This is a genomic window from Microbacter margulisiae (genome assembly GCF_014192515.1).
GTDB lineage: Bacteria > Bacteroidota > Bacteroidia > Bacteroidales > Paludibacteraceae > Microbacter > Microbacter margulisiae.
Map to the genome: position 1 here is coordinate 349,616 of NZ_JACHYB010000001.1, position 22,631 is coordinate 372,246.

At 38.5% G+C, this 22,631-nt stretch carries 17 protein-coding genes and 1 pseudogene; 7 read left to right on the forward strand and 11 right to left on the reverse strand.

Features of this window, described 5'->3' with window-relative positions; genetic code table 11:
* Positions 1 to 42: 42 nt before the first annotated feature.
* The 5 genes from FHX64_RS01525 to aroQ all read right to left on the reverse strand — a co-directional run bounded on the left by FHX64_RS01525 (position 43) and on the right by aroQ (position 6,396).
* Positions 43 to 1,086, reverse strand: a complete 1,044-nt coding sequence (locus FHX64_RS01525) for an inorganic phosphate transporter (protein ID WP_183412092.1) — start codon at positions 1,084 to 1,086, stop codon at positions 43 to 45.
* Positions 1,087 to 1,089: 3 nt separating this feature from the next.
* On the reverse strand, positions 1,090 to 1,740 hold the full coding sequence (locus FHX64_RS01530) for a DUF47 domain-containing protein (protein WP_183412093.1): 651 nt from the start codon (positions 1,738 to 1,740) through the stop codon (positions 1,090 to 1,092).
* Between the two features lie 131 nt (positions 1,741 to 1,871).
* Positions 1,872 to 4,313: a TonB-dependent receptor gene (locus tag FHX64_RS01535; protein WP_183412094.1), complete on the reverse strand. Its 2,442-nt coding sequence runs from the start codon at positions 4,311 to 4,313 to the stop codon at positions 1,872 to 1,874.
* Positions 4,314 to 4,444: 131 nt separating this feature from the next.
* On the reverse strand, positions 4,445 to 5,896 hold the full coding sequence (gene pyk / locus FHX64_RS01540) for a pyruvate kinase (protein WP_183412095.1): 1,452 nt from the start codon (positions 5,894 to 5,896) through the stop codon (positions 4,445 to 4,447).
* 68 nt (positions 5,897 to 5,964) lie between these two features.
* Positions 5,965 to 6,396 carry a type II 3-dehydroquinate dehydratase gene (aroQ, locus tag FHX64_RS01545; RefSeq protein ID WP_183412096.1) on the reverse strand — a complete coding sequence of 144 codons (432 nt, stop codon included), beginning with the start codon at positions 6,394 to 6,396 and terminating at the stop codon, positions 5,965 to 5,967.
* A gap of 306 nt (positions 6,397 to 6,702) precedes the next feature.
* Between aroQ and FHX64_RS01550 the strand changes: the two genes are divergently transcribed.
* The 6 genes from FHX64_RS01550 (at position 6,703) to tal (ending at position 15,063) form a co-directional block, all read left to right on the forward strand.
* Entirely contained in the window at positions 6,703 to 8,862 is a 2,160-nt protein-coding gene (locus FHX64_RS01550) for an elongation factor G (RefSeq protein WP_183412097.1), read from the forward strand.
* Positions 8,863 to 9,180: 318 nt separating this feature from the next.
* Positions 9,181 to 11,196: an OPT family oligopeptide transporter gene (locus FHX64_RS01555; RefSeq protein ID WP_183412098.1), complete on the forward strand. Its 2,016-nt coding sequence runs from the start codon at positions 9,181 to 9,183 to the stop codon at positions 11,194 to 11,196.
* 26 nt (positions 11,197 to 11,222) lie between these two features.
* Positions 11,223 to 11,969 (forward strand): 5'-nucleotidase C-terminal domain-containing protein, encoded by a 747-nt coding sequence (locus FHX64_RS01560; RefSeq protein ID WP_183412099.1) that lies wholly within the window; start codon positions 11,223 to 11,225, stop codon positions 11,967 to 11,969.
* On the forward strand, positions 11,956 to 12,768 hold the full coding sequence (locus FHX64_RS01565) for a bifunctional metallophosphatase/5'-nucleotidase (RefSeq protein WP_183412100.1): 813 nt from the start codon (positions 11,956 to 11,958) through the stop codon (positions 12,766 to 12,768). The genes FHX64_RS01560 and FHX64_RS01565 overlap by 14 nt, the downstream gene beginning before the upstream one ends.
* Before the next feature lie 259 nt (positions 12,769 to 13,027).
* Positions 13,028 to 13,981, forward strand: a complete 954-nt coding sequence (locus tag FHX64_RS01570; RefSeq protein ID WP_183412101.1) for an L-lactate dehydrogenase — start codon at positions 13,028 to 13,030, stop codon at positions 13,979 to 13,981.
* A gap of 119 nt (positions 13,982 to 14,100) precedes the next feature.
* Entirely contained in the window at positions 14,101 to 15,063 is a 963-nt protein-coding gene (tal, locus tag FHX64_RS01575) for a transaldolase (protein WP_183412102.1), read from the forward strand.
* A gap of 362 nt (positions 15,064 to 15,425) precedes the next feature.
* On the opposite strand, the gene FHX64_RS01580 is transcribed toward tal, so the two are convergent.
* The 6 genes from FHX64_RS01580 to FHX64_RS01605 form a co-directional block, all read right to left on the reverse strand.
* Positions 15,426 to 17,948, reverse strand: a complete 2,523-nt coding sequence (locus tag FHX64_RS01580; RefSeq protein ID WP_183412103.1) for a TonB-dependent receptor domain-containing protein — start codon at positions 17,946 to 17,948, stop codon at positions 15,426 to 15,428.
* A 42-nt stretch (positions 17,949 to 17,990) separates the two neighbouring features.
* Positions 17,991 to 18,230, reverse strand: a complete 240-nt coding sequence (locus tag FHX64_RS01585; RefSeq protein ID WP_183412104.1) for a hypothetical protein — start codon at positions 18,228 to 18,230, stop codon at positions 17,991 to 17,993.
* Positions 18,231 to 18,268: 38 nt separating this feature from the next.
* Positions 18,269 to 18,640 carry a GntR family transcriptional regulator gene (locus tag FHX64_RS01590; RefSeq protein WP_183412105.1) on the reverse strand — a complete coding sequence of 124 codons (372 nt, stop codon included), beginning with the start codon at positions 18,638 to 18,640 and terminating at the stop codon, positions 18,269 to 18,271.
* 57 nt (positions 18,641 to 18,697) lie between these two features.
* A complete protein-coding gene (locus FHX64_RS01595; RefSeq protein WP_221202115.1) occupies positions 18,698 to 19,381 on the reverse strand; it encodes a hypothetical protein in 684 nt (227 codons plus the stop codon).
* Positions 19,382 to 19,413: 32 nt separating this feature from the next.
* Complete coding sequence (locus FHX64_RS01600) at positions 19,414 to 20,250, reverse strand: ABC transporter ATP-binding protein (RefSeq protein ID WP_183412107.1); 837 nt, start codon at positions 20,248 to 20,250, stop codon at positions 19,414 to 19,416.
* A 176-nt stretch (positions 20,251 to 20,426) separates the two neighbouring features.
* Positions 20,427 to 20,660 (reverse strand): hypothetical protein, encoded by a 234-nt coding sequence (locus FHX64_RS01605; protein ID WP_183412108.1) that lies wholly within the window; start codon positions 20,658 to 20,660, stop codon positions 20,427 to 20,429.
* 801 nt (positions 20,661 to 21,461) lie between these two features.
* Here FHX64_RS01605 and FHX64_RS01610 point away from each other — a divergent pair.
* A pseudogene (locus FHX64_RS01610) lies at positions 21,462 to 22,625 on the forward strand (IS4 family transposase).
* Positions 22,626 to 22,631 lie beyond the last annotated feature (6 nt).

Here is a 22,631-nt window from a genome sequence, read left to right on the forward strand (position 1 = left end):
CACAAATGTGTATTTATTTCTGCCTTGAGAATAAAGATCGATTCAATGCAACCCTACAAACTTGAATATCCAGTATACGATAGCTGCAATTACACCACTTGCTGGAATGGTGACGATCCATGCTGTAATGAGCTGACGCGTAAGTCCCCACCGTACTGCAGAAATGCGTTTTAGCATACCTACCCCCATAATGGATCCAGCAATAGTATGTGTTGTACTGACGGGAATTCCTAAGCCTTCGGCGACGCCAAAAAGAGTTATCGAGCCTGCTGTTTCGGCTGCAATACCTTCAAAAGGAGTTACTTTAGTGATTCTTGTGCCCATAGTTTTAATAATTCGCATTCCTCCCATTAATGTTCCTATGCCTATAGCCGAATAACATGTGATAGGAACCCATTGTGGAACATGGTGCAAATCAGTGTGTTGAATCCAAGTTGGAATAGGTATGCCATGAGTATGACAGTAATTATTATAAACAGTAAGCGTAGCAATGATAATACCTATAACTTTTTGAGAATCAGAACCTCCGTGTCCAAGACTTAATGATGCAGATGTGACTAACTGAAGCCGTCGAAATACTTTTTCCGTCTTTTGAGGGTTTGTTTTTTTTACGAGATTGGTAATTAAAGCAGCAACTGCCAAGCCTATGACCATTCCGATAAACGGAGCTAACACAATAAAAAGCGAAGTCTCCCAAATAACTTTTTGATTTACAACTGAAAAACTCATTGCATGAGCAATTCCTGCGCCGGCAAAACCTCCCATCAGGGTATGAGATGAACTGGATGGAATTCCTAGTCGCCAAGTAAGCAAATTCCAAATAATTCCAGCTATTACACCGGCAAAGATTACAACCAAGTCAATGCTGGCATTATTGACGGTCTTGGAAACTGTATCTGCTACTTTGAGATTAAAAACCCAGAATGCCAGAAAATTAAAAAACGCTGCCCAGGCAACTGCCTGAAAAGGACTTAATACTTTGGTGGAGATCACTGTTGCAATTGAATTTGCAGCATCGTGAAATCCATTTATCATGTCAAAAATTATACTGAAGACAACAATCAGGATCAATAATGTAAAACTCATTGGCTAGGAGTATTTGATAAGAATGTTTTCTATGATGTCACAGACATCTTCACATTTGTCGGTTACAGTCTCCAATTGATAATACAAGTCTCTTTTTTTTATAATTTCAATAGCATTTTGTTCGTGCTCAAAGAGATGTTCAATGCCAGTGTATAGTATGTCATCTGCTTGATTTTCAATGCTATTTACTTGTACAACTGCTTGTAAACTTTGTTTTACTCCTTTAAAGTCACGAAGTCCTTTAATAGCCAGATCTAATTCTTTTGTAGCTTGTCGGATCAGATCGGCTAATGACTGAATGGCAATATCCTGTGTTGGATCGATTTTATATAGTAACATGCTTTTAGCGGAAACATATATAAAATCTGTAACATCATCCAATGATGAGATCAAACTATGAATGTCTTCGCGATCGAATGGCGTGATGAAATTACGGCTTAATTCCTCCATCACAATGTGGGTTAGCTGGTCATTTGCATGTTCAACATCATGCATTTTATTTTTAATTTCTTTTCTTTTTTCTTCATCAGCTTCGTTTACCAAAAGCATCAGACTATCGGCAATGGCACAAACGTTAATGGTATCCTGTTCGAAAAGATCATAAAACTTCTTTTCTCTTGGGATAAAGAGTCGTGCGAAAAAGTTTGAATTCATGGTTAATGTGTTAGAATAATAGAAGTTATGTAAAAAAGAATGTCCATGATATTAATATTGCATTTTGTGATGCAAATATATCATGGACATTCCAACGATGCAAGAAAGTTTTAGTTACAGATGGTTAATCTTTACATTCCATCCATCATATTATCCATATTATTGGTGTTGTTGGTATTGTTTGTTTCTGGCTTTTTACCATTACGACTGGGGTGTGAGTTCCCAAAATTGTATGTAATATTGAACATTACCATTCTTCCATTGAAGTAGTTAAGTGATTCCTGTTTGTAATTTGATCCCCATGTCTCTATTTTGCTCCTGTCTGAATTAAAGAGGTCACGAATATTTAAATTTAGAATGAGCTTTTTACGAAACAGCATTTGGCGGATGCCGAGATCGATTTCATAACTGCCGAGATTTTTTCCTTGTGAAATATAATAAGGCGCTGTGTAAGAACCGGTAATTTGAGCAGACAAATTGGCTGGCAACATGACATTCGCAATGGATTTCAGATTCCAGGTAAAACTACTCTGTTCAGGTATGTTAATGATTTGATTATCCTGATCAAATTGAGACGCAAATAATTTATTATAATACAAGTCGACCGTTGTTGTCAGATTAAAGAACCTGAAGAAATTATCCCGTAGAATTGTTTCTAATCCACCTGCTAATGTTTTGGATCCGTTCATGTATGTATTCATCATAATCCCATTTTGTAGCCACTGTACCGATTGTATGCCATTAGTTGTGTAATGGTAAAACAACGAAGCCGAAAGAGTATGTGATGTCCATGATTTCAAATAGTTGATTTCAAATGAGTTGATGTATTCCGGTGCAAGATTTGGATTACCAAAAGACCAGTTTGTTGAGTCCGATATATTAACGAAAGGGTTAATTGATCTACCTCGTGGGCGGTTTAATCTTCGAGTGTAATTCAATTGGAATTCATTATTTGGGTCGATTGCATAATCAAGAAATACGCTTGGGAATGGTTGTAGATAATGGATGGTATAATCCTGTTGACCAGTCGAAAAATTAATATAAGAGTATTCTCCCCGTAATCCTATCTGTGTACTGAATTTTCCCCATTTGTTTCCATATGTTGTATAAGCCGCATAATCACGTTCAAAATAGTCAAATAAGTTTGTGATAGAAGGATCAGGAACCCCATTTGTAACTCCTTTTACATCAGAATACTGCTCTTGATAGTTTCCGTCAAACCCAGCCTGTAGTTTACTATTTTGGGTAAATAATTTGGTATAGTCTAATTTGAATTCAGCTTGAGGGCTTTTCCCTTTTGTAGTTTCTTGCTGCGTTGAGGTGATCGCGTTGGGAGTTATCCATTGTGAGTAGTTATTTTCCATGCTTGATGGATGGCTCGAGAAACTTAACGAACTGGTTAAATTTGAACCATTGTTGTCAAATTTGTGTTCGTAATCCAAATCAATGTGGTACATTTTTCGGTTACCTCCTGTAGCAGTATTTCGAAAGTATTGACCCATTAAATCATTCGTTGCACTAAAGGTTTGATTATCGTTTATGTTCGACATTACGCCGTTACCAAACATCATAAATCCGGAAAAGCCAATAGAGTTCATTTTGTTCAGGTGATAATTAAGACCTGCACGCATGAAAGTCCCTGAGAAGTGGCGATCAGCAGTTGAAGTTTGTTTCAAGGAAGATAAAGTATCTCCATTTGCAGGATTTAAGACGTAACGATTGCTCCAACCTCCACCTGAAAATTTCATATCCCGACGACCAATACTGGCGTATGCATCTACTTTCGGTGAAGTGTAATTGAAATTAAAGCCACCATTATATCCCACTTTACCACGATCGGGCACAGAGAATCCTCCTGAAATGCTTCCGTAGTAACCTGGTTTAGCACTGTCTTTTAGAATTAGATTGAGTATTCCGGCAGATCCTTCTGCGCTATATTTTGCAGATGGATTTGTAATTACTTCTACTTTTTCTATGCTACCTGCTGGCATTTCCTGCAAAATATCACCTTCGTTATCAGATGTAATGCCAGCTGGTTTGCCGTTAATCCATATTTCCACGTTTGAATTGTTACGGAGGGAAACATTCCCGTTGACATCAACGCTGACTGAAGGAATGTTTTGTAACATTTCCGCTGCTGAAGCTCCTGCAGAAGCAATGCTCTGATTCACAGTAAAAACTTTTTTATCAATATCCAGCTGCATTTGTGGAGCTTGTGCCTCCACTTGTACTTCATGAAGTGTTTTTGAGTTAACCTGAAGAGTGATGCTACCTATATTAACTATTTTGTTTTGAATGGTAATTGCTTTTTGATACGTAGTATAGCCGATAAATGAAAGTTCAAGTTGATAGTTTCCATCTGGTATTTTGCCCAAAACATAGCCTCCTTTGGAGTCGCTAATAGTGCCTTTGAATAGCGTTAACGGATTCCCTTTTTTTAGAACTACATTTACATATTCCATAGGCTGATTTGTGCTTCCATCAATGATAATCCCTTTTATTCCACCTGTCTGTGCTGATACAAAACTAACTACCATCAACATAATGGCAATTAAGAAACTTGCTTTTTTCATTTTTCTAAACATAAAATAATCTAATATAACTTTTTGTCAATACTATATACATCGATTTATTTCGAAACTCATATAGTCAGATTATTTTTTGACTAGAAGGTTTAAAATGAAGTTTTAAAAAAAGATGAATTTTATCTCAGATTAGGAAGAATGTAGGTTTGATCAAAAGCAAGGATATTTCCTACATGATTAATTTCCAGAAAGGTAGTTCCTCCTCCGATTCCGAAGCTGCCGCTCAGATATGATACCAGATCTTCTCTTTTTAGCCATTTGCTACGCAACAAAAGGCGTAGTGCTGCAAAGAAATATTCCCTGCGGTCTTCTTTATATGCCTGATAAATAGGAATTACTCCATAAGAGAGAGCTAATTGGCGCATCGGGTGTTTATCGTAACAAATAGATAAAACAGGGCTTTGACTTCTATAAGCAGCTAGAAATCGAGCGGTTCTTCCTGTGTATGTATCTGTTATAATGGCTTTTACTCCTAAGTCAGAAGCAGACTCAGCAGCATGATGAGCTAAAAACGCAGTGACATCAGTTTCGTCTTTTGAATAAGAAATGGGGATATCGTTTTCAGGTAACTTGTTTTTTTCGGCTTCTTCAGCAATTTTTGCCATTGTTCGGACAGCCTCTATCGGATATTTTCCATTAGCAGTTTCGCCACTTAACATGATTGCATCGGCGCGTGAAAAAATAGCGTTTGCAACATCTGTCACTTCAGCACGTGTGGGGCGTGGATTTTCGATCATAGAGTTCAGCATTTGAGTCGCAACTATGACCGGTTTTTTTGCTACAACACATTTCCGAATTAATGCACGTTGGATCGATGGAATTTTTTCTAAAGGAACCTCGATACCTAAATCACCGCGTGCTACCATAATTCCATAAGCATGTTCCAATATTTCATCTGCATTGTCGACTCCGTCTTGATTTTCAATTTTGGCAATTATTTTGATCTGGCTGTCATGTTCATCCAAAATATTTTGAATATCAATGATATCCTGTTTATTACGAACAAAAGAATGAGCTATAAAATCAAGATCATGCTCGATAGCATACAATATATTAACCCTGTCGCGTTCTGTAAGGGATGGAAGTTTGATTTTAACTCCGGGGACGTTGATGCTTTTCCGGCTACCTAAGATACCATCGTTCATAGCTTCGCAAATCAGCGCATCATTTTCTTTGTTAATTACTTTCAGTTCAATTTCTCCATCGTCAATTAAAATACCTCCTCCAATTTGCATTTCCTGCACAAAATTGGGATATGAAACTGCGATACATGAATCAGTCGTGATTTGATCCGGTTTCCCTACGATCTGGATTACTTGTCCGGTTTTCAGCATAATATTGCCATTTTCACAACGGGTTGTGCGGATCTCTGGCCCTTTCGTGTCAATAAGAATAGGAATATATTTTGATACTTTTCGAACGTTTGTAACGATTTTGTTTAATCCTTCTGGCGATGAATGTGCAGTATTAATCCGGACAACATTCATACCTTCACGGAATAATGCACGAATAAAATCTTCATCACAACGCTGATCTGAAATAGTGGCTACAATTTTTGTCTTTTTGAACATACTATGCTAATTAAAAACGTTTGTCGAAAAGTGAAATAGATACTGGCAACGATATTTACAACGCTTTTTCAATCATTCTGTTTGTGCTGAATGAGCGCTTCGACAGCTAAGCGATATGAATCGAGACCAAATCCGGAAATGCTTCCAAGGCAAGCTTCCGACAGATAAGAATGATGACGGAAGGATTCCCGTTTAAATACATTTGAAATGTGCACTTCAATGACAGGAGTAGAAATTGCATGAATGGCATCAGCCAACGCAATTGATGTGTGTGTAAATGCTCCTGCGTTAAGAATGATTCCATCTATCTGAAATCCATATTCGTGCAGTTTGTCAATTAATGTACCTTCGTGATTGGATTGAAAATACAGGAAAGAATGGTTGGAGAAGTGATTTCTCAATTCTGCGTAAAAGTCATCAAATGTACGGTGTCCATACACTCCTGGTTCCCGTGCCCCTAATAGATTTAGATTTGGGCCATTTAAAATGAGAAAGTTCATGTCTCCAACTAATATAATATTAAATTGTTACAAAGGTACTTCTTTTTTATCCTATTTGCCAGTTTGCAGAATAAGAAAGTGATATTTTTATTTTTTTTGTATTGATAGAGGCCGACCGCTGTTATTCTCTGTTGCTTTTGTAAAATCATAAAATAAGTCAAAAAAATGCCAAATAACATTGTTATACAACATATCATTTCTGTGTACATTTCAATGAATAGTAATTAAATTGGGCGATCAAAAAAATCCTCTGATACATGGTTTTTTTGTGTTGATTTATAATTATTCATCTTAAAAAATAAGATTATGAAAGTCTACCAATCAAACGAGATTAAGAACATCTCACTGTTAGGCAGTTCTGGCTGCGGGAAAACCACTCTCGTAGAAGCCATGCTTTATGAGGGTGGTATTATTAAACGGCGTGGCACTATTGAGAATAAAAATACTGTTTCAGACTATTTCCCGGTGGAACATGAATATGGATATTCTGTATTTTCAACCGTAACGCATGTAGAGTGGAACAATAAGAAGTTAAACCTAATAGATTGTCCGGGATCTGATGATTTTATTGGGGGCGTTATTACTTCATTAAATGTAACCGATACAGCATTGATTTTATTGAATACACATTATGGGGTTGAAGTAGAGACACACAATCACTTTAGGTATACGGAAAATTTTTCTAAACCCGTTATTTTTGTGGCCAATCACTTGGATCATGAAAAGTCGGAATATGACCAGTTGGTAGAACAATTAAAGGAAAGCTTTGGGCATAAAGTTATTCAGATTCAGTTTCCAGTCAATGAAGGAACATCTTTTAATGCTATCATTGATGTATTGCGAATGAAGATGTATCGTTGGAAACCTGAAGGCGGAGCTCCCGAGGAATTGGAAATCCCCGATGAGTTTAAAAATAAAGCAGAGGAATTGCACAACACATTAGTTGAAGCGGCAGCCGAAAATGATGAATCTTTGATGGAAAAATATTTTGAACAAGGTTCTTTAAATGAAGATGAAATGCGTTTAGGAATTCATAAAGGGCTGGTTAATCGCGATATATTCCCATTGTTCTGTGTCAGTGCATTCCGTGATATGGGAGTTCGGCGTTTGATGGAATTTCTGAACAATGTAGTTCCTTTTGTCGATGAAATGTCTACTCCGGTAACCACAGATGGCAAGGAGGTAAAGCCCAATATCACCGGTCCTACCAGCTTGTTTGTATTCAAAACCACTGTAGAGCCTCATATTGGAGAAGTGTCTTATTTTAAAGTGATGTCTGGCAAAGTGCATGAAGGTGATGATTTATTGAATGCTTCCAGGGGAACGAAAGAGCGGATTAATCAGCTTTTTTCTGTAGCAGGCCAAGTGAGAGAAAAGGTAGATGAATTGGTAGCAGGCGATATTGGTGCCACCGTAAAATTAAAAGAAACACATACCGGAAACACATTGAATGCAAAAGGATGTGACTATATTTTCCCAACTATTCAATATCCTGATCCAAAATACAGACGTGCCATTAAAGCTAAAAATGAGGCTGAAGAAGAAAAGCTGAGTGAAATTTTGACACGGATGCATGATGAAGATCCTACTTGGACCATTGAAATGTCGAAAGAATTAAAACAAACAATTGTCTTTGGTCAGGGCGAATTTCACTTGCGTACTCTAAAATGGCGTGTAGAGAATAATGAAAAAGTAATGATTGATTTTTTGGAACCGAAGATTCCTTATCGGGAAACCATTACGAAGGCTATGCGTGCAGATTATCGTCATAAAAAACAATCAGGAGGTGCTGGTCAATTTGGGGAAGTTCACCTTATTATTGAACCATACATTGAAGGCATGGTACCCCAGGAAATCTATAAGTTTAATGGTCAGGAATTCAAAATTTCAGTGAGAGATCGTCAGGAAATTCCTTTGGAATGGGGAGGAAAACTGATTTTTATCAATAGTATTGTCGGAGGTGCAATTGATGCCCGTTTTTTACCGGCCATTTTAAAAGGGGTGATGGATAAAATGGAACAAGGTCCCTTGACTGGATCGTATGCCCGTGATGTACAAGTTATTGTTTATGATGGGAAGATGCATCCGGTTGATTCAAATGAGATTTCATTCCGTCTGGCTGGTCGGAATGCTTTTAGTATGGCATTTAAACAAGCTAACCCGAAACTGTTGGAGCCTATTTATGATGTAGTTGTCTTGGTACCTTCCGATCGTATGGGAGATGTAATGAGTGATTTACAGGGACGTCGTGCAGTCATTATGGGCATGCATAGTGAAAAGGGATTTGAAAAGTTGTCTGTTAAAATACCTCTTAAGGAATTATCCAGTTATTCTACTGCGTTAAGTTCGTTGAGTGGTGGTCGTGCTTCTTTTACCATGAAATTTGCAAGTTATGAACTTGTTCCAATGGATGTACAGGAAAAATTACTCAAAGAATACGAAGCAACTCAGCAAGACAAAGAATAATATTCCTGAGTACTTTAATATGTTCAAAAAAGTCGGACTTGTTCCGGCTTTTTTAATTTTTGGGTATGAAAGAAATGACGCACAATTCTATGTGAACCAAATGGATAATAAAAAAATACTTTTTGAATCACATGATTTGCTATAACATAATTTTAATTAGATATATTTGTAGTGCATGCTTGAGGCAATATTGCAATGTGTTTTTTTATATTTATCAGTTTGAATACTGTTGAATATGAGGTTTTTATATGGTGTAAAATTATTTGAGTGTATCGCATTGCTTGTCTATTTTTAAACTTAATTCGTCTATTTTGATCTATGGAACAACAACAAGAACCCATAACAGGGTTACCCGAAAATGCATTTCGTCCTTTGACGTCTGGTGAAAAATATCATCCGTTGATGAGTCCTCATAAGCAATATAAAGAGGTTACTTTTTATTCGGTAGGGTGGGGATTGTTTATGGCAATACTCTTCTCAGCTGCTGCCGCTTATTTGGGATTGAAAGTTGGTCAGGTTTTTGAAGCAGCTATTCCGATTGCTATTATTGCCGTTGGGCTTTCATCAGCGACAAAGCGTAAAAATGCACTTGGCGAGAATGTTATTATTCAGTCGATTGGAGCTAATTCGGGAGTTATTGTTGCAGGAGCAATTTTTACATTGCCGGCTTTGTATATTTTACAGGCTAAATACCCTACCATGACTGCCTCTTTTACACAAATCTTTTTAAGTTCTGCTTTGGGAGGTATTTTAGGAATTTTGTTTTTGATACCTTTTCGTAAATATTTTGTTTCTGAGATGCATGGCGAGTTTCCTTTTCCTGAAGCAACCGCTACTACTCAGGTTTTGGTTTCGGGAGAGAAAGACGGGAATCAGGCAAGACCTTTAGTTTTTGCTGGCATTATAGGTGGGCTGTACGATTTTATTGTTGCATCCTTCGGAGCTTGGAGTGAAGTGTTTTCGACGAAGGTGATTCCTTTGGGCGAGACTATTGCAGAAAAAACAAAGCTTGTTTTCAGTATCGATGTCGGAGCAGCTGTGTTAGGATTGGGATATATTGTCGGATTACGTTATGCTGCGATTATTTGCGCCGGCTCTGCCTTGATATGGTTTGTTATTGTACCTGGATTACCGCTGCTTGGAGACGGCACATTGCATATGCTAATTCCAACCTATATTCCTCCGGTTGGAGGAATATCGTCTATGAGTGCAGAAACTATTTTTACTACTTTTGCTCGCCATATAGGTATCGGAGGTATTGCAATGGCGGGAGTAATCGGAATTATTCGTTCATGGAAAATTATTGTCGGAGCTGTAGGATTGGCTGCCAATGAGGTTAGCAGTAAGAATAGAAATGCAGAAAAAATGAAAATTTTACGTACTCAGCGTGATCTTTCAATGAAGATTCTGGCTTTTGGAGTCATTGCTGCGTTGATAACCATATTTGTATTTTTCTTTTTTGGCGTGGTACATAATCTGTTGTACGCTTTGGTAGGATTGTTTGTGATTGCTTTGATAGCCTTTCTCTTTACCACCGTAGCGGCAAATGCCATTGCTATAGTTGGTACCAATCCGGTTTCGGGGATGACTTTAATGACGTTAATTCTGGCTTCAGTAGTTTTGGTTGCAGTCGGCTTAAAAGGCACGGCAGGCATGGTTGCTTCACTGGTGATGGGTGGTGTTGTATGTACTGCATTATCTATGGCTGGTGGTTTTATTACAGATCTAAAAATTGGCTATTGGCTGGGAAGCACTCCCGCTAAGCAGGAAAGTTGGAAATTTCTGGGGACGTTAGTTTCTGCGGCTACTGTTGGAGGGGTAATGATGATTTTGAATAAAACATACGGCTTTACAGGCCCTAATGCCTTAGTGGCTCCGCAGGCTAATGCTATGGCTGCTGTTATTGAGCCTTTGATGTCAGGCACCGGAGCACCCTGGTTTTTATATGGAGTTGGTGCATTGATTGCTATTTTATTGTCTGTTTTCAATGTTTCGGCATTGGCATTTGCTTTGGGAATGTTTATACCCATGGAGTTGAATGCTCCTTTGCTGGTAGGAGGCGTCATTGCCTGGTTTGTTTCCACCCGTTCTAAAAATGAATCTATCAATAAAGCGCGCTTTGAGAAAGGTACGTTATTGTCATCCGGTTTCATTGCCGGTGGAGCTTTAATGGGTGTTGTAAGTGCAGCATTACGATTTGGTGGAATTGATTTAACTTGTAAATGGGCAGGAACACATGTCGCCGACTGGCTGGCATTGGTAATGTACACTATTTTAGTCGTTTATTTGGTGTTGGATTCAATGCATGCTAAAGAAGATCATCCTTTAAAATAAGTATGTTGTAAGACAAATGATATTTTATGAGACAGGCTTTTATTTTTTTATGGATTTTATTGCTGGCTACGTCTTGTAGTTCGTATAAAGTTGCCAGCATTACTGCAACGCATATCCCTGTTGATCAACGAGCAGATGGAATACAAGATCAACGCATGGTTGCTTTGATTAAGCCTTATGTGGATTCAGCGGCAAAAGTTGCTAATGCCGTTATTGGCTATTCCGATGAGACAATGCGGGTAGAAAGGCCTGAGGGGTTACTTTCCAATTTTTTTGCAGATGTTATGCTGTCGTATTCAAGACAGCATTATCCAGGTGATTCGGTGGCGATAGCAGTTACAAATATAGGCGGTTTCCGGAATCCAATTTATAAAGGGCCGATTACAGTTGGTAAGATTTATGAATTGATGCCTTTTCAGAATGAATTGGTTGTGCTTTATCTCAAAGGCAATATAGTTCAGCAGCTTGCTGATAGTATTGCAAAATATGGAGGTGCTGTTGCAGGTATCCGCTTTGGTATTAATTCACAAAAGAGTGCCACCCACATTATGGTTCAGGGTGTGCCACTGAATCCGGATAAAATTTATGCGGTTGCTGCAAATGATTACATAGCCAAAGGAAATGACCATTTTGATGCTTTGACGCAGGCAGCAAAATCAATCACTTATCCAATTTCTTTGCGGCGTTTAATGATTGATTATATAAAACAGCAAACCATTGAAGGTCACCCGATTCATCAAACTTTAGACGGAAGAATTTATGAAGATCAATAGATTTACTATTTTGATAACAGGATTGTTTTTGCTTGCATCTTGTGCTTCGCAAAAGGAACTTATTGTCCTGTGTACTAATGATACACATAGTCAGATTTTACCTAATGAAATGAATAGAGGGGGTTATGCACGATTGGCAGGTATTATTGATACTGTTCGGGCACACCATAAGAATGTGATTTTGCTTGATGCTGGTGATTTTTCACAAGGAACTGTATTTTTCAATTTATTCAAGGGAGATGTCGAAATTTCAGGGATGAATCTTGATTGTTATGATGCTGGTACCTTGGGGAATCACGAATTTGATAATGGCGTTGATAGTTTGGCTAAACACTTGAAAAAAGCCACATTCCCTATTATTAATGCTGATTATGATGTGTCGAAAACGCCTTTGGCTTCTATTGTGAAGCCTTATGTGATTATAAAAAAGGGCGGACTCAAAATCGGAATATTTGGCATGGGAGTCGACCCTCGTCATTTGATAACAACGAATAACTTTACAGGCATTCAGTTTTTGAATCCTATTGAACGGGCAAATGAAATTTCCAAATATCTGAAATTGGAGAAAAAATGTAATGCTGTGATTTGCGTTTCACACTTGGGCACTGACCCGAATGCAGAGTTTTCGGATTGGACGGTCGCTAAGCATTCCCGATATGTCAATTTGATTACTGGTGGCCATTCCCACCAGGTGATCAATACAAAAGTAACGAACGCAGCAGGCGATTCGGTACAAATTATTCAGGACGGCAAATCAGGCATATATATAGGACGCGTAGATATGATATTTAAACGTTAGAATAATTGCGTTATATCTACGAGCAAAACATTGCTCGGTTTTTTGTTTATTAAAGGCGACTTCGGGATGACAGTCGCTTTTTTTGTTCCCTCCTGCCAATTTTGTGAGTTTTATATTTCCGGAACGGATTAACTATGATATATTTAGTTGTTTTCCTACTGATGACTGTTTGTAAAATTGACTTATTTTTTATTATTTAGATAGGAATTTGCTTGATTAGGCTTTATATTTGTAAAAACAGATTCTAAAATTAGATGATATGACAGCTAAATCAGTTAATAAAGTGGCAATTATCGGGGCCGGATTTGTCGGGGCAACCACAGCTTATACGCTTATGTTGAGTGGTCTGATTCCTGAAATTGTACTTATTGATATCAATAAGGATAAATCCGAAGGCGAAGTGATGGATCTTAATCATGGAATGCCTTTTATCAGGCCTGAAAAAGTGTATGCAGGTACATATAATGATTGCAAGGAAGCAGATATCGTGATTATTACCGCAGGAGCCAATCAAAAACAGGGGGAGACGCGCCTTGACCTGGTGAACCGAAACGCAAAGATTTTTAAAGACATCATTGGAAATGTTACACAATTCAATAACCATTGTATTTTGCTGGTGGTAGCAAATCCGGTAGATATTTTGACGTATCTTGCCTATAAACTTTCAGGATTTCCTAAACAGAAAGTCATTGGATCAGGCACCGTGCTTGATTCGGCGCGGTTTCGTTATGCTATTAGCGAACATGTTGGTATCGACACCCGTAATATTCATGGATATATTATTGGAGAACATGGTGACAGTGAAGTTCCTACCTGGAGTGTTACCAATATTTCCGGTGTGCCGCTGGATGAATATTTTAAGGCAAATCATCCTGATTCAGGTAAAGAATTGCCAAAAGACGACATTTTCAATCAGGTGAAAAATGCTGCTTACGAGATTATACAAAAGAAAGGCGCAACTTATTATGGGGTTGCACTGGCAGTAAGACGTATTGTGGAGGCCATTGTACGAAACGAAAGTTCCATTCTCAGTGTTTCCAGTTATCTGGATGGCCAATATGGGCTTCGGGATCTTTGCTTAAGTGTTCCGACGATTGTGAATAGCGACGGAATTAAACGTATTGTTGACATTCCTATTAACAATGAGGAGCTTGCCCTTTTGCAAAATTCGGGAAAGGCACTGAAGAATATTATCGACCAATTGGATATTTAGTCTTCCGACCTTTGTATAAGGCAGGTTATCAATTTCATTTACTAACATTTTCGACTGTTTTAATATCCTTGAGGTGAGCATGTCTTTTCAAAGTATCATTAATTTGTAAATATATTATTATGAATTTATTGGAACAACTTAAATCCTTCACTAAGGTAGTGGCCGACACTGGTGATTTTGCTTCAATTGAACAGTATAAACCTATTGACGCAACGACCAATCCTTCGTTGATTTATGCGGCATCCTCCGACCCGAAGTATCAATCGTTGATTGATGATGCTTTGCAATATGCTAAAAGGTTGACTCAGGATAAAGAGGAGCAGGTGGGACTTGCTCTGGATAAATTAGCGGTGAACTTTGGCTTAAAAATTCTGGAGATTGTTCCTGGAAGAGTTTCTACAGAAGTAGATGCACGTCTCTCTTTCGATACGGAACGAACCATTGACAAAGCCCATAAAATTATTGATTTATATGGAGTTGCTGGTGTTTCAAAGGAACGCGTACTGATTAAAATTGCCTCTACATGGGAGGGTATCAATGCGGCTGAGCGATTGGAAAAAGAGGGTATTCATTGTAATCTGACTCTGTTATTTTCGAAGACGCAGGCAATTCGGTGTGCTGATGCCGGAGTCACCTTGATTTCACCTTTTGTTGGGCGAATTCTCGATTGGCACAAAAAATCGCTAGGAGTAAGTGATATCCCTGCCCCAGAAGACCCGGGCGTTTTGTCAGTGACGAATATCTTTACTTATTACAAAAAGTTTAATTATCCGACAGTAGTAATGGGAGCCAGTTTCCGAAATATAGGCGAAATTATTGAACTGGCTGGTTGTGATTATCTTACTATTTCGCCATCGTTACTGAATGAATTGCAAAACAAACAAGGAATTTTAGTGCGAAAACTGGATGCCAATCATGTAAAATTGGCTGATATCGAACGGGTGATTCTTAATGAAAAAATCTTTCGTTGGGAGATGAATGAGGATGCAATGGCTACGGAGAAATTGGCCGAAGGTATTCGTAAGTTTACTGAAGATTTGCAGAAACTTGAAACCCGGATTACTTCCATGCTTGCAAAATAAGCTTTAAGTTTCATGCTTTCTTTGTTGAACAAGTCTCCTTAGTTTTGGAGAAGTCTTCGCCATTTGCGCATTCTTTCCCAGGATTGTGGTGCCTTTTCCGCAGCGCGCGAAACTCTCTCTACAACCTTGGCGATCCTTTCGCGGTGTGCAAAACTTGCACCAATGTCATGGAGGAGCTTTCGCCGACAGCGAATCGTTCTCCAAGATGCTGACAAATTTTTCGTCAACAATAATTTGTGGAGAACAATCCTCTTTTGTTTAGTATCTATTTTTCGTGGAAATTTTCTGAAAACAAAAAAAGAGGCATTTATGTCAGTTACGACATGCATGCCTCTTTTTTTCATTACAAGGTAAAGGAAAGACTATATGCTAGGAGTAGAATCAACTCCAGAACCCGGTTGTTGGTTTTGATTCTGGTTTTTCAAATCATTATTATTGATGGTTACCTTCGGTTTTTTTACCTGAGCATTCAAACTCCCAATGCGGTAGGAAACATTAAAACGCAATTCACATGGTGGATATATGTGCACGTCTGTATATTGGTTGAAATAGGTGGCATGGGTGTTTAGGTAAATATGTTGTTTGGGCAATGCGATGCCTACCAGCGACAAAGTAAGCCGTTTTTTTAGCAAGTCTTTCGATAATGCCATGTATGAGAATAAGAATGAAGACTGGCTTCCTTGGAGATTAACCTGAGGAAGGTTTGCACCGCCGCCGACACTTAAACGATAATCAGCAGGGAACATGAACGTTCCACCCAAAAATACATGTCCAGTATAGCCGCTGTTTTGCATGCTTTGATCACTGCTCTTCATGTTCACATGCTCAATGTTACCATTCATATAAATATTTAGCCAGCGCAGTCCCCGATAGCTCCCGAACAAATTCAGGAACAATTGGTTATTGTGGCCAATATTACCATAGGTGGAATATTGTACTGAGCTGTTTGGCAGTAGACCTGAGTACTGTTCGATAGCATTGTTGACAAAAGTATAACTCAATTCAGCACTGATATTGTAAGTCGGAGAAAAGTTAGAATATCCGAATGTTATGTTATTGCTTTTTTCTGGATCAAGGCTCGGATTACCGTAATTGATGTAATTCGGGTCGCGTCGGTTAACATAAGGATTCAGAAATGAAATGCCCGGACGTTGAATCCGCATGTTGTATCCCAACCGTAAAGTTTGCATTGGGGCAAGTGTGTAGGTGATAGCGCCGGAAGGAACCAATACTCCGTAATTGGTATCAAAATTACTTAGTGTATCAATATTGTTGAAGAATCCGTTTTGCCATGTATATTCATAACGGGCACCAATCTTCATCCCGAATTTTTTCCAATTTGCACTGTAGCTGATGTATCCGGCCAAAATGGATTGGTTTTGGTTGAAACTTGTATGGTCGATACTATCTGGAGTCAGGGTAGGAGGATTGGAAGAATACACGTAGAAAATATTGTGATCGGTAGTATAACTGGTGTTATTTCTCCGGATAAATTTTGCCCCCATATCTAATGTTTGAAATTTATTGAGTGGATCGCTAAAATCAACCTGGAAAGTATTTTCATGCGTATAGGCACTGTTCACACTACTGCTGGTCTTGGCTAGTCCTGCCTGAGGCATTACCAGAGACATCAAATTGTCATTGGTAGCTGTGTAATCGCTGTTGTTTGGTGTATTGCTGAATTTATACGAAGCTGTAAGATTCTCTCCTTTTTTACGAAATGTGTGCTGATAGTCCAGACCAAAATCTGTTGATCCCCATGTGGAGTGCTGAAGGCTATTTTGGTCATAGCCGAATACTGTTGAATAGTTTGCATCCTGATCGATTGTCTGCGCTATGGTGGAGCTTTGTTGCCTGCCATATTGCCGGTCGAATGATAAGGAGAAGAGGTTCAATGAGTCCAAGGAATAGCTTAACTGACCACTGCCAAACTGGGCCGGAGTTTGATTATTTACCGTTGCTACCTGCCCTGCATGTGCATATCCAACAATGACTCCATTGATCGGCAATACATCGCGTGTTGAGGTAGTGGTTACGTGAGGTTGCATGAAATAGGAATAGTTGTAGTTACCGGAAAAGCTAAATTTTCCGCTTTGGAATGCGAGATTGACGCCACCTCCATAGGATTTACGAGAGGATACTTGTCCGTTTACAGTTACAGAATAACCATTCGTGTTGGCATGCTGGTAGGTTACGATATTAATGATTCCGCCTACTCCTTCAGCGTCATATTTTGCTCCCGGTTGCGTGATAACTTCAATGTTTTTGATCATGCTTGCTGGGAAACTTTTCAAAACCTGAGATGGATTGTTGGAGAAAAGATTTGACGGCTTCCCATTTAGATAAATTTTAAAGTTGGATGAACCTTGTAACTGGATGTTATCTTGCCCGTCAACAGTTACCATAGGAACCTTTCGTAGCATATCGAGCGCAGTTGAAGCTTTAGCCTCTGGATCCTGTTGGACATCGTAGGATATTTTGTCTACATCTGCTTTAATAAGTGGTTTAGTTGCCACCACAACTACTTCTTTCAAATGTTTATTGTCGCTCATCGCAACTTTGCCAAAATCGACGACAGGATGTGCAGGAGTTAAAGTGAATGTGCGTTGAGCAGGCGCTTCCCCGACAAATGATATGACGATGGTGTATTTCCCAGGTGCTTTAAGGTTCCCGGTGAACACGCCGTTTCCATCACCTGCAAATCTTGCAATGACTACTTTGGGGTTTTTTGCCTCTACCACAGAACACGTTACATAAGGAATGGTTTGCCCAGATACGGAGTCAATAGCTTGTCCTGTAATAAGATACTTTGATTTTGTGGTTTGTGCTTGTGTAGATACTGCTACTATGATTGAACAGACCAGCACTAAAAAAAGATGTTTCATAATTAGTTGGTAAATACTTGTGTAGAATGTTTTAGAGTATAGTTATTCGTGAGAAATAGAGTCCTGAATGATTTGGCTTGATGATCCGGTATCTGAATCATAAGTGATTTTAATATTATACTTTAATGAAGAATGATCTGGATGATGGCGTATGCTGTTGAAATATTCCCACATGCTGGGATAGTTTTTTTGCGGATGTTTGAACGACCAATATCCAACCACCGGAATGCTTAACAATAAAATGCCAATTATTAGTAGTGTAATATTGCTTCTCTTTTTCATATGTCTAATATTTTAATGGTCAAGTGAGATGCGTTGATTTATTTTGTTTGATTTTGCACGAATATGTTGTACCGGTTTTGTAATTCTTCAAACGGAATATCCAATGTGTGCATACTTTTAAAAATTCGTGGAAGTTGCTCGTCAAAGAACTCTTCACGTTGTAACTGCGCTACGCTTTGAGTAGCATTATCAGCTACAAAATATCCAATTCCACGTTTGTTGTAAATAATCTGCTTGTTTTGAAGATATTCATAAGTACGCATGGCCGTGTTCGGATTTACTTGAAGATCGGCTCCCAATTCACGAACAGAAGGAATGCGTTCCTCTTCTTTCCAAGCGGAATTCACAATCTTGTCGCATATATAGTCGGCAATCTGTAAATAAATCGGTTTATTGTTGTTAAATTCCATGAGTCATGTTCTTTTTGATGTTCTGTGTTGACAATAGTATTAGTTGAGGGGAAAAGTTCATAATTCCTGTTCTTCTAATTTAAAGAATGAAACCAGCCATAAGCCAAAGGGGAAAATCAAACCACTTATTACTTCAAAATACCGGACTACCCAAGGTGCAGCAGACCATGATTGAAGTGCAACATCTTCGTTCATGTGATCTATCGCTTTTAACCAGCTAATTCCTAAAATCGCACTAACAAGAGCAATTATAAAAAGGATTCCAATTAATTTTTGCCATTTATGACGTTTAAACATCATAACGGCAAGAATGGAGAGAGATTGGCCTGCGATAGTGTCCCAATAGGTTGACAAACTATCTTTTATGTTGATAAACTCTGTAACTTCTCCCGGATGAATTAAATTGGTAATGATTCGGAGAATAATCCATAAAATGCCAAGAAACAACGGTAGAATAACAACGCATTGTGTCCAACAAGCAAGCCATTTTTCAAAATTAGAGGCAGGTAACATGGTATAGTTGACGCCTCGTATAGAATGATAAAGGTTGTTGTAAAAAATAAACGGCGCAATTAGCATGATCACTGCGGGAACCGAATCGAAGCTATCACTGCTGACGCGTTGATTGAGCAAAGCAATTAAAACAACGGCAGCAGCAAAAAAGAGATAGTGTTTTCGAAAAGTATACGTCTCCGTGTACACGAGACGTGAATATCGGGACATGTTGAAAAACTGTTTCATAGTGCTTTATTCTATGTGGCGATAATAAATTTTTATTTGGCTTGTGTATATAAGGTTCTGAAGTGAGCCCTGTTGGAGATCACTGCATTAAACAAGAGTTCAATATTCAGCTTGCTTTCCACCCCCTCTGTATTGATCGAAACGACGTTGTAACCACCCATTGTTGGCTCATAATAAAGAGCACCTTCAGGAACCGTTGGCTCAATACTGAATTTTAATTTACGGGTGATGGCTTCTACCGAATCATTCAATAATACCTGGTTGGGCTCCAGAATAACAATCGGATCAATGATAAGTTCGAGGTCTCTTACCTGATGCGTTGATATGATAATACACTTAGATTCATCCGCAGCCTGTGATACTAAACGGCGAAAAATTCCTTTAGACGGAATGTCAAGTCCGTTTGTTGGCTCGTCAAGCAGCAACAGCGATGTATTTGTCGCTAATGCGTACGAAATAAGGGCTTTCTTTTTTTGTCCATAGGACATTTCAGTGAAGCGTTGATTTCCGCTGATCCCAAATAGTTCCAAATTTGATTGAAATTGTGCTGCATTAAATGCCGGATAAAATCCTCCATTCAGCTTTGCATACTCGTTAACTTTTTCATGAGGCGAATCGAATTCTTCAGGCAAGTAAAAGATATCCGACAAGAATGAAGGAGTCCGTTTCTCGGGTTTAAATCCCATTACATCAATATCACCGGATTTCGGGAACAAAAGTCCCGCTACGATTCGTAGAAATGTAGTTTTTCCAACGCCGTTTTCTCCTAATAAGCCATAGATTTTACCAGCTTCTAGTTGCATGGTCATTTTGCTCAACACCATCTTATTGCGTTGATACCAAAAGGAAATGTCGTTTAATTGAATCATAAGTAAATCGTCTTAGTGTATTACTATATTAATACGCTGCAAATATAAGCCGTTTTTACTGAAAATCAAATGAACTCAATTGTTTTCAGTGTAATTTAGTGTTTTTTTAGTGTACTTTATGATTTAAAGTTGTTCAATGCGACAATCTATATGCTCTGATGGATTGTTTTTTACTTTCAATAGAGATCTTCTATTTCTGTTAAAAATAACATCCCTGTGATTAGCTCAATACCGGGGACACTCCGTATCAATTCCATGTTTTTGGCATAACGTTCATTGCGCGATAAGGCTTTTATTTGCCAAGTTGCTTCCAATAAAACCTCCCGTTCTTTTTCGGCTTCATCAATCCAAAGCTTTGAGGCTTGTGTTCCACTTCCAAAGGTAAGTTTAATCGATTTTAGCCAGTTCATAAAGAGTTTCGACCAATGAGACTGGCTCTCTTGAAATTCTTTTGGATAGGCAATCCCATAAAAATGAAGCAATGATATAATGCGTTGCTGTATATGGGTTATATCTTTGACAATAGTACTCTTGTCCCTGATCAATGTCCTATCCCTAAAGTTTGATCCCCAGAAATATAAATTCCTTTGACTTCGTTAACCCGAAGCGAACGTCCCAAGTTATGGCTGTCAATGGGATCGCTCTTGTGCATTTGTTTTTTGTGTTGTAGGTACATCTGCCGGATTTACCACAATGTTTTTATTCCCAGTCTTTCCAAATGAAAGTGTACCGATAATCCACAAAAACCTGCTTTATAAACAGAATAATAAGTAGCCTTGGGGAAGTTACGTATAAGATACTCGGATAACACCTCTGCCTGAGGTGGTTAATTAAAGGTCTTGTGATGTAATTCTTGTGTAAAAACAGAAACATTCCAACTCTTTAGGTGAACGTCTAAACCAACATAAATGTTTTGTCCTTCAAGATTTGATGCTTTACTTTGTGTTTGCATAAGTTGCTTTATTTTATATGGTTAAGTTTGAATCTCAAAATATAATACTCTTGTAACTTATGCTTCTCTCCTAGCTCCATCTTTTAATTACAAACATAGTGGACTTCTTCTTTCATCAGAATGGCAGAAGCTATATGCAACCATTGGTGTCCACTAAAAAATTGCAAAAGATCTTTTAAAATATTGAAAGTTAGATAGTTACAGCGCTTTAAAGGGTGCGACGATTTCAATTTATCTTTGTATTGATATTCAATACGATATGCATAAAGAGAAGTTCGTTTTCGCCCAATTAGTCGAGTTTCTTAATGCCGATAAATTCAGGCACATTGTAGACAAGCACCAAGGAAACCGCTATATCAAGTCTTTTACCTGTTGGAATCAGCTGCTTGTTCTCATGTTCGGACAACTTTGCAACAGAAGGAGTCTGAGAGATTTGGCGATGGCTATCGGTGCGCATAGGGGTAAAGGATATCATCTGGGTTTTGGCAGTGATGTCAAGCTAAGCAATCTTTCCAAGGCAAATACCAATCGGGACTATCGCATTTTTGAAGAGTTTGCCTATTACATGGTTGGCAAAGCTCAATCAAAACGTATGGACAACATCTTCAAGCTTGGAGGTAAAGTCTATGCCTTTGATTCAACGACCATTGACTTATGTATGAACATTTATCAATGGGCTCGTTTCAGAAAGACAAAAGGTGGAGTTAAAATCCATACCCTGTTTGACCTGGAAACTCAGATCCCAATGTTCTTCCATATCACTCCTGCTGCGGTAAATGACGTAAACGCGATGGATGTGATTCCCTATGAACCAGGATCTTTTTATGTGTTTGACCGCGGGTACAACGATTTCAAACGATTGTTTAGAATCAACGAAATCAGGTCATTATTTGTGGTCAGAGCCAAGAACAATCTACAGTGCAAGGCAGTCAGATGGAAGAGAAGGATGCCGAAAAATATCCTTTCAGATTCCGTGGTGACATTCACTGGTTACATGAGCGAAAGGCATTATCCGAAGCCCATACGAAGAATTGTCTTCTACGACGAAGAGCAAGACCGAGTGTTTACATTCCTAACCAATGCTTTTAGTCTTGATGCTTTGCAAGTCGTGCTGCTTTACAAGAACAGATGGCAGATCGAGCTGTTTTTCAAGTGAATGAAGCAACACCTCAATATCCAAAAGTTTTGGGGCGTAACTGAGAATGCTGTCAGGATCCAGATTTACTCGGCTATTACCGCCTACTGCTTGGTAGCTATTGTGCATCATGACTTGAAGATGGAATGCTCCATCTACGAAATGCTTCAGATTCTCAGCATGTCACTAACGGACAAAGCCAACATAAATGATTTGCTCAACAAATCTAACTTCAACAATTTCAATGAACGATGCGGTTCAAGTGAACCAAGTTTATTTGCTTTTTAATATTTA

What these genes read in the sequence shown, in the direction of transcription:
- FHX64_RS01530 (WP_183412093.1), bottom strand. Translation starts at nt 1,740, where the DNA reads ATGAATTCAAACTTTTTCGCACGACTCTTTATCCCAAGAGAAAAGAAG.
- FHX64_RS01560 (WP_183412099.1), top strand. Translation starts at nt 11,223, where the DNA reads ATGAGACAGGCTTTTATTTTTTTATGGATTTTATTGCTGGCTACGTCT.
- FHX64_RS01550 (WP_183412097.1), top strand. Translation starts at nt 6,703, where the DNA reads ATGAAAGTCTACCAATCAAACGAGATTAAGAACATCTCACTGTTAGGC.
- FHX64_RS01600 (WP_183412107.1), bottom strand. Translation starts at nt 20,250, where the DNA reads ATGATTCAATTAAACGACATTTCCTTTTGGTATCAACGCAATAAGATG.
- FHX64_RS01525 (WP_183412092.1), bottom strand. Translation starts at nt 1,086, where the DNA reads ATGAGTTTTACATTATTGATCCTGATTGTTGTCTTCAGTATAATTTTT.
- aroQ (WP_183412096.1), bottom strand. Translation starts at nt 6,396, where the DNA reads ATGAACTTTCTCATTTTAAATGGCCCAAATCTAAATCTATTAGGGGCA.
- pyk (WP_183412095.1), bottom strand. Translation starts at nt 5,896, where the DNA reads ATGTTCAAAAAGACAAAAATTGTAGCCACTATTTCAGATCAGCGTTGT.
- FHX64_RS01535 (WP_183412094.1), bottom strand. Translation starts at nt 4,313, where the DNA reads ATGAAAAAAGCAAGTTTCTTAATTGCCATTATGTTGATGGTAGTTAGT.
- FHX64_RS01565 (WP_183412100.1), top strand. Translation starts at nt 11,956, where the DNA reads ATGAAGATCAATAGATTTACTATTTTGATAACAGGATTGTTTTTGCTT.
- FHX64_RS01605 (WP_183412108.1), bottom strand. Translation starts at nt 20,660, where the DNA reads ATGAACTGGCTAAAATCGATTAAACTTACCTTTGGAAGTGGAACACAA.
- FHX64_RS01595 (WP_221202115.1), bottom strand. Translation starts at nt 19,381, where the DNA reads ATGAAACAGTTTTTCAACATGTCCCGATATTCACGTCTCGTGTACACG.
- FHX64_RS01555 (WP_183412098.1), top strand. Translation starts at nt 9,181, where the DNA reads ATGGAACAACAACAAGAACCCATAACAGGGTTACCCGAAAATGCATTT.
- tal (WP_183412102.1), top strand. Translation starts at nt 14,101, where the DNA reads ATGAATTTATTGGAACAACTTAAATCCTTCACTAAGGTAGTGGCCGAC.
- FHX64_RS01585 (WP_183412104.1), bottom strand. Translation starts at nt 18,230, where the DNA reads ATGAAAAAGAGAAGCAATATTACACTACTAATAATTGGCATTTTATTG.
- FHX64_RS01590 (WP_183412105.1), bottom strand. Translation starts at nt 18,640, where the DNA reads ATGGAATTTAACAACAATAAACCGATTTATTTACAGATTGCCGACTAT.
- FHX64_RS01570 (WP_183412101.1), top strand. Translation starts at nt 13,028, where the DNA reads ATGACAGCTAAATCAGTTAATAAAGTGGCAATTATCGGGGCCGGATTT.
- FHX64_RS01580 (WP_183412103.1), bottom strand. Translation starts at nt 17,948, where the DNA reads ATGAAACATCTTTTTTTAGTGCTGGTCTGTTCAATCATAGTAGCAGTA.